The sequence below is a fragment of the Caulobacter sp. BP25 genome, assembly GCF_002737755.1.
GTDB lineage: Bacteria > Pseudomonadota > Alphaproteobacteria > Caulobacterales > Caulobacteraceae > Caulobacter.
This window is the reverse complement of record NZ_PEGH01000004.1, coordinates 287658-303565: the sequence shown is the minus strand read 5'-3', so window position 1 is coordinate 303565 and position 15908 is coordinate 287658. Positions and strand designations below refer to the sequence as shown.

At 66.4% G+C, this 15908-nt stretch carries 13 protein-coding genes and 1 pseudogene; 6 read left to right on the top strand and 8 right to left on the bottom strand.

Features of this window, described 5'->3' with window-relative positions; translation table 11 throughout:
• Positions 1-65: 65 nt before the first annotated feature.
• Positions 66-1157 (top strand): NADH:flavin oxidoreductase, encoded by a 1092-nt coding sequence (locus CSW59_RS02680; protein ID WP_099442572.1) that lies wholly within the window; start codon positions 66-68, stop codon positions 1155-1157.
• Between the two features lie 77 nt (positions 1158-1234).
• Here CSW59_RS02680 and CSW59_RS02675 read toward each other — a convergent pair whose 3' ends face one another.
• From CSW59_RS02675 to CSW59_RS02660, 4 genes are all read right to left on the bottom strand, one after another.
• Positions 1235-3949, bottom strand: coding sequence for a TonB-dependent receptor (locus tag CSW59_RS02675; RefSeq protein WP_099442680.1), 2715 nt, complete (start codon positions 3947-3949; stop codon positions 1235-1237).
• A 271-nt stretch (positions 3950-4220) separates the two neighbouring features.
• Entirely contained in the window at positions 4221-5132 is a 912-nt protein-coding gene (locus CSW59_RS02670; RefSeq protein WP_099442571.1) for an SMP-30/gluconolactonase/LRE family protein, read from the bottom strand.
• A 96-nt stretch (positions 5133-5228) separates the two neighbouring features.
• Positions 5229-7307: an ATP-binding protein gene (locus CSW59_RS02665; protein ID WP_099442570.1), complete on the bottom strand. Its 2079-nt coding sequence runs from the start codon at positions 7305-7307 to the stop codon at positions 5229-5231.
• 74 nt (positions 7308-7381) lie between these two features.
• A complete protein-coding gene (locus CSW59_RS02660) occupies positions 7382-7897 on the bottom strand; it encodes a dihydrofolate reductase (RefSeq protein ID WP_099442569.1) in 516 nt (171 codons plus the stop codon).
• Positions 7898-7998: 101 nt separating this feature from the next.
• Here CSW59_RS02660 and CSW59_RS02655 point away from each other — a divergent pair, with 101 nt between their 5' ends.
• Positions 7999-9021, top strand: coding sequence for a zinc-binding dehydrogenase (locus tag CSW59_RS02655; protein WP_099442568.1), 1023 nt, complete (start codon positions 7999-8001; stop codon positions 9019-9021).
• Positions 9022-9136: 115 nt separating this feature from the next.
• Positions 9137-9553, top strand: a pseudogene (locus CSW59_RS02650) (transposase); the annotation flags it as partial.
• A gap of 488 nt (positions 9554-10041) precedes the next feature.
• Here CSW59_RS02650 and CSW59_RS02645 read toward each other — a convergent pair.
• The 4 genes from CSW59_RS02645 to CSW59_RS02630 all read right to left on the bottom strand — a co-directional run bounded on the left by CSW59_RS02645 (position 10042) and on the right by CSW59_RS02630 (position 13021).
• Positions 10042-10473: a PaaI family thioesterase gene (locus CSW59_RS02645; RefSeq protein ID WP_099442566.1), complete on the bottom strand. Its 432-nt coding sequence runs from the start codon at positions 10471-10473 to the stop codon at positions 10042-10044.
• Positions 10470-11309: a thymidylate synthase gene (locus tag CSW59_RS02640; protein WP_099442565.1), complete on the bottom strand. Its 840-nt coding sequence runs from the start codon at positions 11307-11309 to the stop codon at positions 10470-10472. The genes CSW59_RS02645 and CSW59_RS02640 overlap by 4 nt, the downstream gene beginning before the upstream one ends.
• A gap of 123 nt (positions 11310-11432) precedes the next feature.
• Positions 11433-12383 carry an SH3 domain-containing protein gene (locus tag CSW59_RS02635; RefSeq protein WP_099442564.1) on the bottom strand — a complete coding sequence of 317 codons (951 nt, stop codon included), beginning with the start codon at positions 12381-12383 and terminating at the stop codon, positions 11433-11435.
• Between the two features lie 74 nt (positions 12384-12457).
• A complete protein-coding gene (locus CSW59_RS02630) occupies positions 12458-13021 on the bottom strand; it encodes a DUF924 family protein (protein ID WP_099442679.1) in 564 nt (187 codons plus the stop codon).
• A gap of 100 nt (positions 13022-13121) precedes the next feature.
• Between CSW59_RS02630 and CSW59_RS02625 the strand changes: the two genes are divergently transcribed.
• From CSW59_RS02625 to CSW59_RS02615, 3 genes are all read left to right on the top strand, one after another.
• Complete coding sequence (locus tag CSW59_RS02625) at positions 13122-13889, top strand: RcnB family protein (RefSeq protein ID WP_099442563.1); 768 nt, start codon at positions 13122-13124, stop codon at positions 13887-13889.
• 232 nt (positions 13890-14121) lie between these two features.
• Complete coding sequence (gene ilvC / locus CSW59_RS02620; RefSeq protein WP_369825733.1) at positions 14122-15165, top strand: ketol-acid reductoisomerase; 1044 nt, start codon at positions 14122-14124, stop codon at positions 15163-15165.
• A 155-nt stretch (positions 15166-15320) separates the two neighbouring features.
• Positions 15321-15902 carry a YceI family protein gene (locus CSW59_RS02615; RefSeq protein WP_099442562.1) on the top strand — a complete coding sequence of 194 codons (582 nt, stop codon included), beginning with the start codon at positions 15321-15323 and terminating at the stop codon, positions 15900-15902.
• Positions 15903-15908 lie beyond the last annotated feature (6 nt).

Genomic DNA, 15908 nt, shown 5'->3' with positions numbered 1-15908 from the left:
CTGCATGGCTTAGCTCGCGAACAAATGTTTGGATTGCGAGCTAGTCACTTCGCAATGGATTCCCCATGGCCCTCGACGCCCTATTCAAGCCCTTCGAGTTCAAGTCGCTGAAGCTGCCCAACCGGGTGGTGATGGCGCCGATGACCCGATCGTTCTCGCCTGGCGGCGTGCCGACCGACGATGTCGCCGCCTACTATCACCGACGCGCCGAGAACCAGGTCGGGCTGATCGTCACCGAGGGCACGGGCGTCGCGCGCCCCGCCTCGCTGAACGACGCCAAGGTGCCGCGCTTCCACGGTGAGAAGGAACTGGCGGGCTGGAAGAAGGTTGTGGACGAGGTCCACGCGGCTGGCGGCCTGATCGCCCCGCAGCTTTGGCACGTCGGCGCCGCCAAGGGCCCAGACCAGCTGGGCAAGGTCGACAGTCCCTCGGGTCTGTCGAAGGCCGGCGGGACGCCCTTCACCGAGCCGATGACCGACGCCGATATCGCCGACACGATCGCCGCCTTCGGCCAGGCGGCGGCCGACGCCAAGAAGCTGGGCTTCGACGCGGTCGAGCTGCACGGGGCCCACGGCTATTTGATCGACCAGTTCTTCTGGGAAGGGACCAATGTCCGTACCGACAAGTGGGGCGGCCCGACGCTCGGCGAGCGCGGCCGCTTCGCCGCCGAGATTCTGAAAGCCGTCCGCGCCGCCGTCGGCCCGGACTATCCGGTGATCATCCGCCTGTCGCAGTGGAAGCAGCAGGACTACGCCGCCCGCTTGGCGACCACGCCGCAAGAGATGGAAGCCTGGCTGCAGCCGCTGGCCGACGCCGGCGCCGACATCTTCCACTGCAGCCAGCGCCGCTTCTGGGAGCCGGAGTTCGAGGGCAGCGACCTCAATTTCGCCGGCTGGGCCAAGAAGCTGACCGGCGCCCCGACCATCACCGTCGGCTCGGTGGGCCTGTCGGGCGAGTTTATCGCGGCGTTCGGCGGGGAAGGCAGCCAGCCCGCCTCGCTGGACGGCCTGCTGGAGCGTCTGGAGCGCGGCGAGTTTGACCTCGTCGGCGTGGGCCGCGCCCTGCTGCAGGATCCCGAATGGGTCGTAAAGGTCCACGAGGGGCGCAATGGCGACCTGCAGAACTTCGAGCGCGCGGCGCTGGGGGTGCTTTACTAGGAAAGATTAGAGCCTGTCTGGGTGATCCAGACAGGCTCGTTGAGGGCTTGGGCGGTCCCGCAAGGACCGCCGTCTGGTCAGAACGTGTAGCGCACGCCGAAGAGAATCTCGCGACCCGTGTGGTGGTAGGTCGTGGTCATGTCTTCCTCACCGTTGAACTGGTACTGGTATTCGTCGGTGAGGTTCACGCCTTCCAGCGTCAGCTTGAAGTTCTTGTTGACGGTGTACTGCAGCGAGGCGTCGACGTTGAAGGTCGAGTTCGTGCCGTCATAGGCCGTGCCAGACGCGGTCTCGGCGCCCGGAACCTTGGTCAGATAGCGGTCGCGATAGGCGATCGAGGCGCGCGCGCTCCACTTGGCGTCCTCGTAGTACAGGGTGGCGTTATAAGCGTTGCGGGACAGGCCGGTCAGGTCGGCCGTGGCGACCACGGCCCCGGCGCTGTTCACGTAGTCCATTTCCGACTTCACATAGGTGTAGTTCAGCAGCACGCCGGTGTTGGCCAAGAGGCCGGGCAGGAACTTAAAGGCCTGCTGATAGTTCACCTCGACCCCGGTCAGGGCGCCGCCGTCGGTGTTGACCGGCCGGCTGAACGTCCATAGCGACGAGGCGCTGCAGCTGGTCGTCGTGCCGCAGGCGGCGGTGGCGACGCTGTCGGGCAGGCCGTAGCTGTTGCCGGTGAAGGTGCGGCTTTCGCTGACCGTCTGGACGAAGCTGCCGACGTCCTTGCGGAACACCGCCACGCCCAGAAGGGAGCCCGGCTGGAAGTACCATTCCAGCGACAGGTCGTAGGCGTTGGCGCGGAACGGATCCAGATTCGGGTTGCCCACGGAGACAGTGCGCGTGGCGCCCGAGACGCTGACCGTGGCGCCCGGCGTCAGGTTGCCCAGGTCGGGCCGTGACATCACCTTGGCCGCGCCGAAACGGACCAGGAAGGTGTCGGTCGGCTCCAGAACCAGATTCATCGACGGCAGGGTGTCGTCATAGCTGCGCGATGTCGACAGGGCGACGGGCGAGCCACTGACATAGGTGTAGCCGTTCGAGCTCTGCTCGGTCTTGACGTAGCGAACGCCGAAGTTCCCGCGGAACGGCATGTTGGCGACGCTGGTCTCGAAGCTGGTCTGGACGTAGCCGCCGCTGTCCTTCTCCCGAACGCCGCGGTTGTTGCCCAGGGCCGGCTCGGAACCCAGGGCGAAGGCGCCATTGTAGGCCGTCTGGTCATAGAGACTGAGCACGCTGGAGGCCTTGCTCAGGCTCGGGGCCCGGAAGGTCACGCCATTGATGGTGATCAGGCTGCTGTAGTCGGCGACGCTGATCGCCGCGACCGCCGAGGGAATGACGCCTTCCTGGTTGGTGGTGGTCCCGACCGAGCGACGCTGTTCGGTGGTGGTGAACTCGTACTTCTTGAAGTTCAGGCCGCCGTCCAGCTTGAACGTCGGGTTGATCGTGTAGTGCGCGTTGACCTCGGCGGCGTCGTAGGTGTTGCGCGCGGTCTGGGGCCGCAGGCGGATTTGCGACAGGGTCCAGGCCGAAGCGCTGGTCAGGTCGGCCGTGCCCCAGTTGAACGTGGGGTTGGTCTTGTCGGTGTAGTCGTAAGCGTAGCCGTTGACGTTGTTCTGGTCGAAGGTCAGCGTCGTCTGGATCGGGTTTTTGTGATCCGACACCGAGTGGCCGATCAGGGCGTCGACCTTGAACTTGTCGCTGAAGCGATGCTCGGCCGTCAGCGAGTTCTGGGTGAACTTGGTCCGCAGCTTGTCGAAGCGATCCTCGACGCGCAGGTCCACGCCGTCGAATGTCCCTTTGGTCAGGACGCCGTTGTTGATGCTGGCCGACTTGACGGTCGTGCCGCCGATGCCCGACGATCCGCTGGAGCTGAACGAGATCGCCTCGATGTACTGCTCCTCGCGCGTCGAGCGCAGGTCGGCGTAAAGGCTGTCGAACGACACTAGCGTGTCGTCCGACGGGCGCCATTGCAGCGCCAGGGTCGCCCCGAAACGCTCGCTTTTGCTCTGATAATAGTCGTAGCGCGGGATGCGCGGATGATAGGCCGCGTTGATCTCGGACAGGGTGAGGCCGCTGGCGGTGCTGGCGCCGAAGCCGCCCTTGGACCAGCGCACGGTGCTGTTGCCTTCCTCGACGATGTTGCGCTTGGCGTAGGCGAACGAGAACAACGCCCCGAACGTGTCGTCCTTCCAGGTGTTGGAGATCATGAACGCGGCGCGCGGGTTCGTGGTCTTGGCCAGGTCATTGTAGCTGCCCTGGGCCGAGCCGCTCATCTTGAAGCCGCTAAAGTCGAAGGGGCGGGCGGTGCGCAGATCGACGGTCGCGCCCAGCGAGCCCTCCTCGACATCGGCCGAGGCGGTCTTGCGCACCGTGATGGCGCTGAACAGGTCCGAGGCGAAGATGTTGAAGTCGAAGCTGCGCCCGCGATTGGTGCCGCCCGAGCTGTCGGCGCCGCCAGCGGTGGTCAAGGCCTCCATGCCGTTGATCCGCACGCGCGTGAACTGTGGACCAAGGCCGCGCACCGAGATTTGACGGCCTTCGCCGCCGTCTCGGGCGATCGACACCCCGGGAATGCGCTGCAGCGACTCCGACAGGTTCAGGTCCGGAAACTTGCCGATGTCCTCGGCCAGGATCATGTCGACGGCGGCGGCTTCCGAGCGTTTCGCGTTCAGCGCCTTGGCCAGGCTGGAGCGGAAGCCCACGACCACCACCTGCTCGACGGCGGTGTCCTCGACCTGTTCATCGAGCGCCTTGGCGGCGTCCTGGGCGTGAACGGCGCTGGATGCGGCCATGGCCGCCAGCAGCGCGAGCGCCGAAACTTGAAGCCTATGCGCGCGATGGCGCGATCCCGACCTGGTCAAGACTTTCCTCCCAATGTTGCTCGCCCGCTTTTGGAGGGGCTGTTAGCGCCGGGGACTGGAATGCCACCGGTGTCATTGGCGGTAGCTGAGGCTTTTTGCAGAATTATCTCGCTGAGTGGCTCAGGATTTCGCGCTGTTTCCGCGCTGCCTCACCATGAAGTCTTCGCGGAGTCGAAGGGGCGCGGCCCCGCGTTTTCTCGGCCTAGGCGTTGAAGTTCAGCTTCAGCCCCGGCCGCGCCCAGCGGGCCTTGTAGAGCTTGCCCGTTCCCGACGCGGTGATCCAGGCGTCGCGCATGTCGAGGCCGCCGAAGCAGATGTTGGTCACGATCACGTCCGGGAAGGCGTAGTGCTCGGTCGATCCGTCGGGGTCGAAGGCGGTGATCCCGCCGTTGATGATCGTCGCCACGCAGACCTTGCCGCCGGCCTCGACCGCCAGGCTGTCCAGCATTTGATACCCCGGCAGGGTGCAGACCACGTTACCCGGCATCAGCGGCATGGCTTCGGCCAGCACGCCGGGTGAGGCGATGTCGAAGGACCAGAGCCGCCCCAGCATGGTGTCGGCCATGTAGACGGTCTTCTCGTCGGGCGAGAGGCCCACGCCGTTGGGCGAGACGAAATGGTCGCGCCAGCGGGTGATCTTCGAGCCGTCGGGGAGGGCGTAGTAAAGGGCGCCGTACTTGCGGCCTTCGGGCGTCGAGCAGCCATGGTCGGTGAACCAGAAGCCGCCCTGTTTGTCGAAGACCAGATCATTGGGTCCGACCAGGGGCTTGCCGTCGCATTCGGTGTAGAGCGTGCTAATCGCACCGGTCGCGAGGTCAACCCGCTGGATGAAACCGCCGGCGTGCGTCGGCGGCGTCGGGCCGGGAATGTTCAGGCCATTGGCTTCGAAGAAATGGAAGCTGCCGCCGTTATTGGTGACATAGAGCGCGCCATCGGGCCCAATCGCCGCGCCGTTCGGCCCGCCACCCGTCTGGGCCACGGTCTCCTTGCGGCCGTCGGGCCAGACCCGGGTCAGGCGCTGGCCCTGGATTTCGGTGACGATGACCGAGCCGTCGGCCATGGCCACGGGGCCTTCGGGGAACTGCAGGCCTTCGGCCACCAGCTGGATGTCCATCGCGCGTCCCTCCCTGTCCGCCTCTGCCGGGCGATGAGGTGACTATAAACGCGTGTTTGAACTTGGCGAGCGTCCCGTTCGCCACACCGGGGCGACCTAGGAGCTCGCTAGAGCAGGGCGGCTGACGCCCTCGGCGGGCGAACCGGCGAAGCGCGCGACCGCCGCCAGCAGATCGTCGCGGACGATCGGCTTGGCCAGATGGCCGTCCATGCCGGCGGCGAGGCATCGCGCGACCTGCTCTGGCATGACGTCGGCGCTGAGGGCCAGGATCGGCACGCTGGCCTTGGATCCTTCCATGGCGCGGATGGCGTGGGTCGCCGCCAGGCCGTCCATCACCGGCATGTGCACATCCATCAGCACCAGATCAAAGTCCTGATCGCGCACCAGTGACACCGCCATCGCGCCGTCCTCGGCGGTGACCGCCTCGTGACCGCCTAGGGTCAGCAGGGCGTAGCCCAGCTCCCGATTGACGTGGTGATCGTCCACCAACAGCACGCGGGCGCCGCGCATGTCGCAGGTCGAAGTCGCGGCCGAGTCCAGCCTGAGCGTGGGCTGCGCCGGCGTGGCGGGGAGCTCGACCCAGAAGCTGGAGCCCCGACCCGGGGCGCTGGTAACGCCAATCTCGCCGCCCATGCGGGTGACCAAGGCCTTGCTGATCGCCAGGCCCAGCCCCGTGCCGCCATAGCCCCGGCTGATCGAGCTGTCGCCCTGGCTGAAGCGCTGGAACAGGCGCGCTTGCACGTCCGGCGCGATGCCGATGCCCGTGTCCAGAATCTCGAACCGAAGCCTTTGGTCCGACAGCTCAAGCCTGGCGGTCACCGCGCCCTCGCGCGTGAACTTGATGGCGTTGGACAGCAGGTTCAGCAGCACCTGGCGAAGGCGGGTCTCGTCCAGCAGGAACAGTGACCGCTCGTCGCCGCCGATGATCTGGACCCGCAAGTCGAGCTGCTTGGCCTCGGCCGCTGGCGCGGCGATCGCCATCGCGTCGCGCAGCACCACCGCCGGCGCCAGGGGCTCGGGGTCCAGTTCCATCCGGCCGGCTTCCAACTTGGAGAAGTCTAGCAGATCGTTGACGATCTCGACCAGCGAGCGGCCGGCGCGGTCGATCAGGTCCAGGCGGCGTCGACTGTCGGCTGACAAGCCAGGATCGGCGGCCACCAGATCGGCGAAGCCCAGGATGCTATTCAGAGGCGTGCGAATTTCGTGGCTGATCGTCGCTAGGAACTCCGACTTGGCCTTGTCGGCGGCCTGGGCGTCGGCCTGGGCGCGGCGGGCGGCGTCGCGGCCTCGGATCATCAGCGCCTGCAGGCGCTTCTGACGCTCCAGGATCATGGCTGCGGTCAGGCACACGGCGAAGAGCATGACGTGGAACACGACCGCATGGCGCAGCGGCGACAGCACTGCGTCGCGCTCGATGCCGACCCGATGCAGGACGGCGGGAATGGACGCGGCCAGGGACGCGATCACCAGGATCGCCGCCGCGCGCGGCCCGCCTCGGAACACGGCCAGCATGGCGGGGGCGAAAAGCAGGGCCTGCAGCCCTGGATCCCAGGTGAAGATCGCCACCGCGCTCACAACAACCAGCGCGGTCAGCATGGCCAGCTGCCAGGGCGAGGCCGGAAAGAGCGGCTTATGCCGCCGATCCAGCATCATGATGGTGGTCGGCATGGCCAGGAAAAGCCCCAGCACATTGGGCGGGATCCAGTCCGCCCAGCCGCTCCACATCGGCTGCCCGCGCGACAGGGCCAGACTGACGGTCGTGATCGTGGAGAACGCGACGACCATCATCGCGGCGGCGGCAGTTAGGCGCGCGAGGCCCCAAGGGCTGCGCATGTGGTTCGTCAGCCCCAAGCGTTGCAGCGCCCAGGCGATAATGACGTTCTGAACCACATCCTGTGGGACGACTAGCAGGATGAACGAAAGACGCACCCCGGCGATCAGCTCGATCGCAACGTGGGCGATCGCGGTCAGGGCCAGCATCGCCCATCGCGCCTTGCCCTTCAGGGTCAGCAGGCCGGCGATGACCACGGCGTTGGCCATCCAGATCGAAGGCAGATTGTGCGTCGCGCCAGCCAGAAATAGGCTGAAGACGACAGATCCCGAGAAGGCCGCCACAAGGCCCGCGATCCGAAGAGTCTGGTCGTCACGCGACGGATTCAGAGTATCCGCGATCAAAATGTGCTCCCCCTACCCAGGGTAGCATATCGCAGGTCGTCGTTTCGATCGGGTTTACGACTGGGGGCGAATCCTTAGATTCGCTCAAGCACCCTGAATACGAAGGCGTGATCGTCGCCCTCGCCGGCGGGATGGTCCTCGCGGCGGACCTCTGTCCAGGCGCCCTGGTCGAAGGCGGGGAAATGGACGTCGCCCTCGACCTCGGCGGCGACCTCGGTCAGGTACAGACGCTTGGCCTTGGGCAGGGCCAGTTCGAATAGGGCCCGGCCGCCGATCACGCAGACCTCGTCGAGCCCGTCGTCGGCGGCCTGTTCCTTGGCCATCTGCACGGCTTCCATCCAGGTCTCGCAGACGATCGCGCCGTGCGGCTCGAAGCTCTGGTCGCGGGTCAGGACGACGTTCATGCGGCCGGGCAGGGGCTTGCGTGGTAGGCTGTCCCAGGTCTTGCGGCCCATAATGATGGGCTTGCCCAGGGTATTGGCTTTGAACAGAGCCAGGTCCGACTTCAGGCGCCAGGGCAAGTCGCCGTCACGACCGATCACGCCGTTGGCGGCTCGAGCGACGACGATGGCGAGGTGAGGCTGGGTCATGCCCTTTGATTAGCGGGCGTTGGTCGAACGCGCCATGGCTTGATCGAAACCTGAACGTTGATCACTGTCGTCTTCAGAGAACAAGGATCGGGGAGGGCGCGATGTCGGCGACGGCGTTCGAGATGCACATGGCCCTAACGGGCGGGGTCGAGGTCCTGCGCGGCCGCGAGGTCGATCTGCCGCCGCCGGGACCTGGTGAGGCGCGCGTGGCGATCGAGGCGGCGGGCGTGGCCTTCGCCGATATCGTCATGCGGACCGGCCTCTATCCTGGCGTGAAGGCGCCGGTGACGCCGGGCTACGATTTCGTCGGCCGGATCGAGGCGCTAGGAGCGGGCGTCGAGGGCTTCGAGGTAGGCCAGCGCGTGGCGGCCCTGACCGTGACCGGCTCCTACGCCAGCCACCGTAATGTCGAGGCGCGCGTTCTGGTCGCCGCGCCCGAGGACGCCCCCGCCGAGGCCCTGGTCGCCGGCGTGCTGAACGGCCTGACCGCTTGGCAGATGTTCCACCGCGTGGCGGGCTCTGTGGCCGGAGAATGGGTGCTGGTCCACGGCGCGGCGGGCGGGGTTGGCGGCCTGCTGCTTGACCTCGCGAGGCTGGCGGGCGTCAGGGCGATCGGCACGGCGTCGGCGGGCAAGAAAGCCGAGGTCGAGGCCAAGGGCGGCGTGCATATCGACTATCGGGCGGAGGCCGTGGCGGAGCGCGCGATCGAAATCTCGGGCGGCGGCGTGGTCGCGGCCTTTGACCATGTCGGTGGATCGCACCTGAAGACCGCCTCGCTGGCGGCCTTGCGCGACGGCGGAACGGCGGTGCTCTACGGCGGCTATGACGCGACCAAGGGCGGCAAGGCGCGGCCGGGCGCGATGCTCAAGATGCTGCTGGCCGATCGTCTCTCGGCCCTGAAGCTGTTCAGCCAAAGCCAGGGCGTGGTCGGCTACAACGTGACGTCCTGGCGCGACGCGCGGCCGGAGGCGTATCGCCAGGATCTGGCGAAGGTGCTGGGCCTGATCGGGGAGGGCGAGATCCAGCCCACGATCGCCAAGGTCCTGCCGCTCAGCCAGGCCGGCGAAGCCCAGGCGCTGCTGCAGTCAGCGGCGCTGGCGGGGAAGATCGTGTTGAGGCCGTAGGGCGGTCTGCTGTCTCTCCGAGGCCGAAGGCGGCTTTCGACCCTGAGCGAACGTTGCGCGAAATCCCTCTCTCTTTGAGAGAGGGCGGGGCCCGCCGCGAAGCGGTGGGAAGGGGCGCGAGCGTGGTAACCGTACTCTGCCGTTCGTCACCAAGGCTGAGCGCGAGGGCGGGGCCCTGGTCGCCGCCGACGTCGAAGTTACTTCCGTGGTCCACGCCGACGAGGCCACGCGCTGGGATTTGCTGACGGCCAAGTTCGCCACGCGCCGTATCAACCGCAGCGAGGCGTACTCGCTGGATGGCGCCTGCAACAACTGGGCTGAGAGCTTCTTTAGCCGTATCCGACGCGCCGAGGCCGGTATCCACCACAAGATCGCGGGCAAGTTCCTGTCGGCCTACGCCCGCGAAATGGCGTGGCGCGAGGACTTCCGCCGTACTTCGAACGGCGGCCAATTTGTTATGATCGTGGGTGCGGCGATGGCCGCGCCGGTGTCGCGTCAGTGGAAAGGGTACTGGCAGCGCAACCAAGCGTAGGAAAGTACGGCGTTTTTCTCCGTTTTTTCCCGGTAATAACGCAAAATTTTCCGTTGCATATTTTACGGAAAAACCCGCGCTTGAATCGCAACGCTGTTGACGCGATTCAAGGTGATATGTATCACCAACTCAGTTGACGAAGCCGTCAATCGAAAAGGCAGGCCGAGCTTGCGCCCGACCTGCCTCCGAGTGCCGCAACCTTTAGCGACTGCGAACTGTACCGACGGCCAGGTCAGTACAGCCCCCCGACTGCGAATCCAGCGGATTAGCCGCCCGTGACGCCCTTGAATACGGCGACTTAATCGCCGCTGCAACGGGCCCACCCCAGAAATTTAGGAAAAATTGAGACATAACGGAACCTTTATGAGGTTTCGGCCAGTCTCCATATGTATTCGCCGCTGATCTTGTCGGCGGTCCTGGCGACAATCCCCGCATCCGCCTACCACCCTGAACGACGGTCGCGATTTCTGCTCTAATCGCTGGACGCCCTAACCAGCGCCGAAAGGCGTGATGATCTGCTGGGCGCTGGCGCGGGCGATCAGCTCGCCGTCGGGGCGGATGAAGTCGGCCTCGACGTGGATGATCGACTTGGTCTTGGCCACGACCCGCCCTTCCAGGCGCAGCGGCTCGGCCTTGCCGACGCGGATGAAGTCGATCTTGAGGTTGCTGGTGCGGAAGGCCGCGTCGGCGGGCGCGGCGGTCATCGCCGCGAAGGCCAGGATCTGGTCGGCGAGGGCGGCCAGATAGCCGCCGAACAGCGACCCATCGACGTTCAGAAGTTCCGGTGACGGCCGCCACGTCTTGCGGGCCCAGCCTGGGCCCCAGGCGTCCAGTCCGCCCAGCTTCAGGGTCTGGACGACGGGCGGCAGGATCGCGTCGCCGGAGACGACCTGATCCAGCCGATCCGTCGCCCACGTCAAACCGAAACCTCGGCCTTGATGTGCGGGTGGGCCTGGTAGCCCTCGAGCGTGAAATCCCCGTACTCAAACCCGAACAGGTCGCGCTTGTCGGCGATCGTCATGGTCGGGAAGTCGAAGGGCTCGCGGGTCAGCTGTTCGCGGGCCTGGTTCAGGTGGTTCAGATATAGATGCGCGTCGCCGAAGGTGTGGACGAACTCGCCGGGCTCCAGGCCCACGACCTTGGCGACCATCAGGGTCAGCAGGGCGTAGGACGCGATGTTGAACGGCACCCCTAAGAACACGTCGGCGCTACGCTGGTAGAGCTGGCAGCTCAGCTTGCCGTCCGCGACGAAGAACTGGAACAGGCAATGGCAGGGCGGCAGGGCCATGTCGTCGACATCGGCCGGGTTCCAGGCCGTGACGATATGGCGGCGGCTGTTGGGGTTGGTCTTCAGGTTCTCGACGAGGTTGCTGATCTGGTCGATCACGCGCCCGTCCGGCGTCGCCCACGAGCGCCACTGCTTGCCGTAGACGGGGCCAAGGTCGCCGTTCTCGTCGGCCCACTCGTCCCAGATGCGCACGCCGTTGTCCTTGAGGTAGGCGATGTTGGTGTCGCCCTTCAGGAACCACAAGAGCTCGATGATGATCGAGCGCAGGTGCAGCTTCTTGGTCGTCAGGACCGGGAAGCCCTTGGAGAGGTCAAAGCGGATCTGGCGGCCGAAGACGCCCAAGGTGCCCGTGCCGGTGCGATCGCCGCGCTGGACGCCGTGGTCCAGGATGTCGGCCAGCAGGGCCAGATACTGCCGCTCGGGGTGATCGGCGGCGGCTTTCGGAGCGTCGAGGACAGCGGTGGTCATGGGGCGATTGTGGCGGCGAATCGGGCCCTTGAACACCTGCGGCGCCTGAAACGATCCACAGGTCGGCGCCAGTTATCCCGATGTCAGAACCCCTCCCCCGCGAGGGGGAAGGGGCTCTAGGCCTTACTTGCTCGGCGCGAGGCCGGTGTTCAGCACCCAGCCGACATTGTCGTTCTCGTCGGCCACTTCCCACCACAGCTCCTGCTGTTTGCCGGTCGGGTAGACGACGGCGCCGGCGGGAAGGGTGCGGATCAGCTTGCCGCCGGCGACCGGGGTCGCGCGCAGGGCGACGGGCCGCTGGGCGGTGAAGGTCTTGGCCGGGGCGGCGGCGGCGGCCGGACCGGCCTCCGACAGCAGGCCCAGATCGCCGATCATCTTCGAATAGGCGTTGATGAACGACAGGGTGACGATGCGGCCGATGTCGGTGTCTTCGTAGCCGCCGCCGACCGCGCCGGCGAAGCCCAGACCGCCGCCCGCGCCCCAGCCGATGTCGTTCTTCACCGCATAGCCTTCGGCTACCGAGGTGGTCTCGGTCGTGCGGACATTGGTCAGCGACAGGACGGTGTTGGCTTCCAGCTTCTTGGTCTTGATGCCGCCGACCAGGCCGCCGACGCGACCGCCGATCAGGCCGCCGATGGCGCCGGCCACGGCCGTTCCGCCGACATTGCTGTTGCTGCCCTGGACCTCGGCGACCAGCACGTAGTCGGCCGCCTTGACCTGGCCCTGGCCGACGTTCGAGCCGCGCTGCAGGCCGAGGTTTCCGCCGATGGCGCGCTCCTTCTCGGCCGCGCTGAGGCCCGCGCCCCGGTCGACCAGGTTGAAGCAGCCCGAGCGCTGGACGATGGCGCGCAGAACCTTCTGCGGCGAGGCGAGATTGTACTGGGTCCAGCCGCTGGAATCGTCGCCATCGACGATCGACAGCGTGCCCAGCTTGCGCGTGCAGCGCGGCACTTCGCCGGACGCCTGGGCCTGCATCTGCTGGCCCTTGCTGGCCTTGGCCTGAGCAAAACCGGTGGCTGGCGTGATGGCGCTGAGCGCCAGACCAACGACCAGAGCGCTACGGAAGGCTTTCATTTTGACGTTCCCCGTACAAATGAGCGGATGCACTCGTACAGGCGAATTTTTACAAAGCAAAGTTTACAGCGCGATCATCCGGAAAAGCCGCCTTCATCCAGAAATTCTTGTTCGGCGGCCGTTGTCTCTCGGCCCAGGCCCGCGTTCCGGTGCGGGAAACGGCCGAACCGGGCGATGATGTCGCGGTGGAGCAGGGCCCACTTCATCGACTCCTCGTCGCCGGTGTCGGCCTGCAGGCCGGCGAACAGCTGGACGCTGAACTCCTGGTCGACCAGCGACTCCGAGTGTTCGAACGGCAGATAGAAGAAAGGGCGCAGCTCGGGCGCGATGGCGGTATCGGTGTCGTGGCCGGCGGCGATGGCGGCGCGGGCGAACATCCGGGCCAGTGGATCGGTGGCGAAAGCGTGCGGCGTGCCTCGGAACATGTTGCGCGGGAACTGGTCCAGCAGGATCAACAGGGCCAGCGCGCCCTCGGCCGTCTGCGCCCAGGCGTCGTAACGGCGCATCGAGGCGCGGTAGTGGGTCTGCTCGAACTTCAACGCGATGGCGGCGTCGAAGGCGGTGTCCTTGGCGAACCACCTGGCGGGGCCGGCCTGGCGCCAATAGCTGACGACGTCATTGGGATGCGCGGCCATCAAGTTCTCCGGCGTCATGTTCAAGCCTGGTTCATCCGGCGAGTCCGAGACTGCTATCAAGGGACAAGCCCGGGCCTGTCTTCAAGGCCCTTCGGAGCAAGACATGAAACGTGTGATCACGACCGCCCTGGCGCTCTCGCTGTTGGCGGGCGCGGCCCAGGCCGGCGCGGCGGAGGCGGTGGTCGCTCAGCAGCAGCAACAGCAGCGTGAGCCGGCGCCGCGAGACGGCGGCTCGCGCCCAGACCGGGGCGGCGACCGGGGTGGTCCCCGCCAGTCGGAGAGTGGCTGGAACCGGCCGGGCGGCGAGAGCGGCTGGAATCGAGGCGGTCGCCCTCAACCGCCTCAGGGCCAGCCTCGGTCCGCACGTCCTGATGGCGACCGTGACCGTGGCCGTGACGATCGTCGGAGCGATTGGGACCGCGACGGCAACAACCGTCCAGGCGGGCCCGACCGCGATCGAGACCGAGACCGGGACAATAGTCGCTGGAACGACCACCGCGACCGCAACGACTACCGCTGGAACGACAACCGCAGCTGGGAGTGGAACGATCGCGGCCGCGACCGTTACCGGGATCGCGACCGGGGGCGGCCGCACTATGATCGCTATACCTACCGGCCCAGCTACTATGCGCCTCAACGCTACCGCGCGCCGGTCTACCGTTATCCGCGCGGCTGGTACGCGCGCAGCTGGGCGTTCGGCGACTATCTACCCGGCGGCTGGTACGGCAATTCCTACTATCTCGACGCCTGGCGCTATGGCCTGCCCCTGCCGCCGATCGGCTGCGAGTGGGTGCGCGTCGGCGACGACGCCCTGCTGGTCGACATCTGGAGCGGCCAGGTCCTGAGCGTCTGGCGCGATCTCTTCTGGTGATCAGCCGCTCTGGCGATTGGAAAGGGGCGGGGGAGACGTCTTCCGCCCCTTTTTCACGCCCGCGCCGCGAGGTTTTTTCGTCCCGCGATGGCGAAGCTCGGCGGTCGTGACTAAAACGGGGGCGCGAAGGTCGCGCGTTTTCGCCGTTCTGTCGGCTCTGCCTTGACGAAACGGCAAAAAAACGCTCAAACGCCCGGCCTTCGCCGCTCTTCCGTTGCGCGGGGCGACCTTGATCGACCAGTCCTGGAGAAAAAACATGCGCGTCTACTACGACCGCGACGCCGACATCGCCCGCATCCTGGACAAGAAGATCGCCATCGTAGGCTATGGCAGCCAAGGTCACGCCCACGCGCTCAACCTCCGTGACTCGGGCGCCAAGAACGTCGCCGTCGCCCTGCGCGCCGGTTCGCCGACCGCCAAGAAAGCCGAAGGCGAGGGCCTGAAGGTCATGACGGTGGCCGAAGCCGCCGCCTGGGCCGACCTGATCATGATCCTGGCGCCCGACGAGCATCAGGCCGCGATCTACAAGAACGACATCGCCCCCAACATCCGTGACGGCGCGGCCCTGCTGTTCGCCCACGGCCTGAACGTCCACTTCGGCCTGATCGAGCCGAAGAACACCATCGACGTGCTGATGGTCGCGCCGAAGGGCCCGGGCCACACCGTGCGCGGCGAGTACCAGAAGGGCGGCGGCGTGCCGTGCCTGATCGCGGTGCACCACAACGCCACCGGCAACGCCCTGGACCTGGGCCTGGCTTACGCCAGCGCCATCGGCGGCGGCCGCTCGGGCATCATCGAGACCAATTTCCGCGAAGAGTGCGAGACCGACCTGTTCGGCGAACAGGCCGTCCTGTGCGGCGGCACGGTCGAGCTGGTTCGCGCCGGCTTCGAAGTGCTGGTGGAAGCCGGTTACGCGCCGGAAATGGCCTATTTCGAGTGCCTGCACGAGCTGAAGCTGATCGTCGACCTCATGTACGAAGGCGGCATCGCCAACATGAACTACTCGATCAGCAACACCGCCGAGTACGGCGAGTACGTGACGGGTCCGCGTATCATCACGCCGGAAACCAAGGCCGAGATGAAGCGCGTGCTGGAAGACATCCAGTCGGGCAAGTTCGTCCGCGACTTCATGCTGGAAAACCAAGTGGGCCAGCCCTCGTTCAAGGCCACGCGTCGCCGCGCGGCCGAGCACCAGATCGAGGAAGTCGGCGGCCGTCTGCGCGACATGATGCCCTGGATCGCCAAGAACAAGCTGGTCGACCAGGCCAAGAACTAAGCTTCAGCATCCGAAGCCTAATTCCGCGAAGCCCTCGGCCCTCACAGGTCGGGGGCTTTTCGTTTGCGGCTTGCGCGGCGCACTGGGGCGATGAAAGGTTCGCTCTGGTCCTGTTTGGGCCGGTCCCGCCTAGGGAATGACGAAGGAGACGCTCCATGAAACGCCTGCTCGCCGCCATGATCGCCGGGGCCGCCCTGTCGGTCGCCGCCGCGCCGACCTTCGCCGCCGAGGTCGCCTACAAGCTCGACCCGTCGCATACCGAAACCATGTTTGTCATCGACCGGTTCGGCTTCAATTCGGTGATCGGCATCTTCGCCCAGTCGGAAGGGACGATCTGGCTGGACGAGGCCGCGCCCGAGAAGTCGCGCGTCGAGGCGACGGTCAAGGTCGATAGCCTGCTCAGCGCCCACCCGGTGCGCGACGAGCACCTGAAGGGCGAGCGCTGGCTGAACGCCGCCAAGAGCCCGACCATGACCTTCAAGTCGACCAAGGTCGAGAAGACCGGCGACACGACGGCCAAGGTCTTCGGCGACCTGACGATCATGGGCGTGACCCAGCCGGCCGTGCTGAACGTCAAGCTGAACAAGATCGGGACCGCGCCGAACAATCAGAAGAAGCAGGCCGGCTTCACGATCACCGGCCAGATCAGCCGCAAGGCGTTCGGCAGCGCCAGCGCGGCCGGCATGATCGGCGATGCGGTCGACATCCGCATCGAGGCCCTGGCGGTGGCGCAGTAGGCGCAC

Coding starts and splice junctions, on each gene's coding strand:
- CSW59_RS02680 (WP_099442572.1), top strand. CDS start 66: ATGGCCCTCGACGCCCTATTCAAGCCCTTCGAGTTCAAGTCGCTGAAG.
- CSW59_RS02675 (WP_099442680.1), bottom strand. CDS start 3,949: ATGGCCGCATCCAGCGCCGTTCACGCCCAGGACGCCGCCAAGGCGCTC.
- CSW59_RS02670 (WP_099442571.1), bottom strand. CDS start 5,132: ATGGACATCCAGCTGGTGGCCGAAGGCCTGCAGTTCCCCGAAGGCCCC.
- CSW59_RS02660 (WP_099442569.1), bottom strand. CDS start 7,897: ATGACCCAGCCTCACCTCGCCATCGTCGTCGCTCGAGCCGCCAACGGC.
- CSW59_RS02655 (WP_099442568.1), top strand. CDS start 7,999: ATGTCGGCGACGGCGTTCGAGATGCACATGGCCCTAACGGGCGGGGTC.
- CSW59_RS02640 (WP_099442565.1), bottom strand. CDS start 11,309: ATGACCACCGCTGTCCTCGACGCTCCGAAAGCCGCCGCCGATCACCCC.
- CSW59_RS02635 (WP_099442564.1), bottom strand. CDS start 12,383: ATGAAAGCCTTCCGTAGCGCTCTGGTCGTTGGTCTGGCGCTCAGCGCC.
- CSW59_RS02625 (WP_099442563.1), top strand. CDS start 13,122: ATGAAACGTGTGATCACGACCGCCCTGGCGCTCTCGCTGTTGGCGGGC.
- CSW59_RS02615 (WP_099442562.1), top strand. CDS start 15,321: ATGAAACGCCTGCTCGCCGCCATGATCGCCGGGGCCGCCCTGTCGGTC.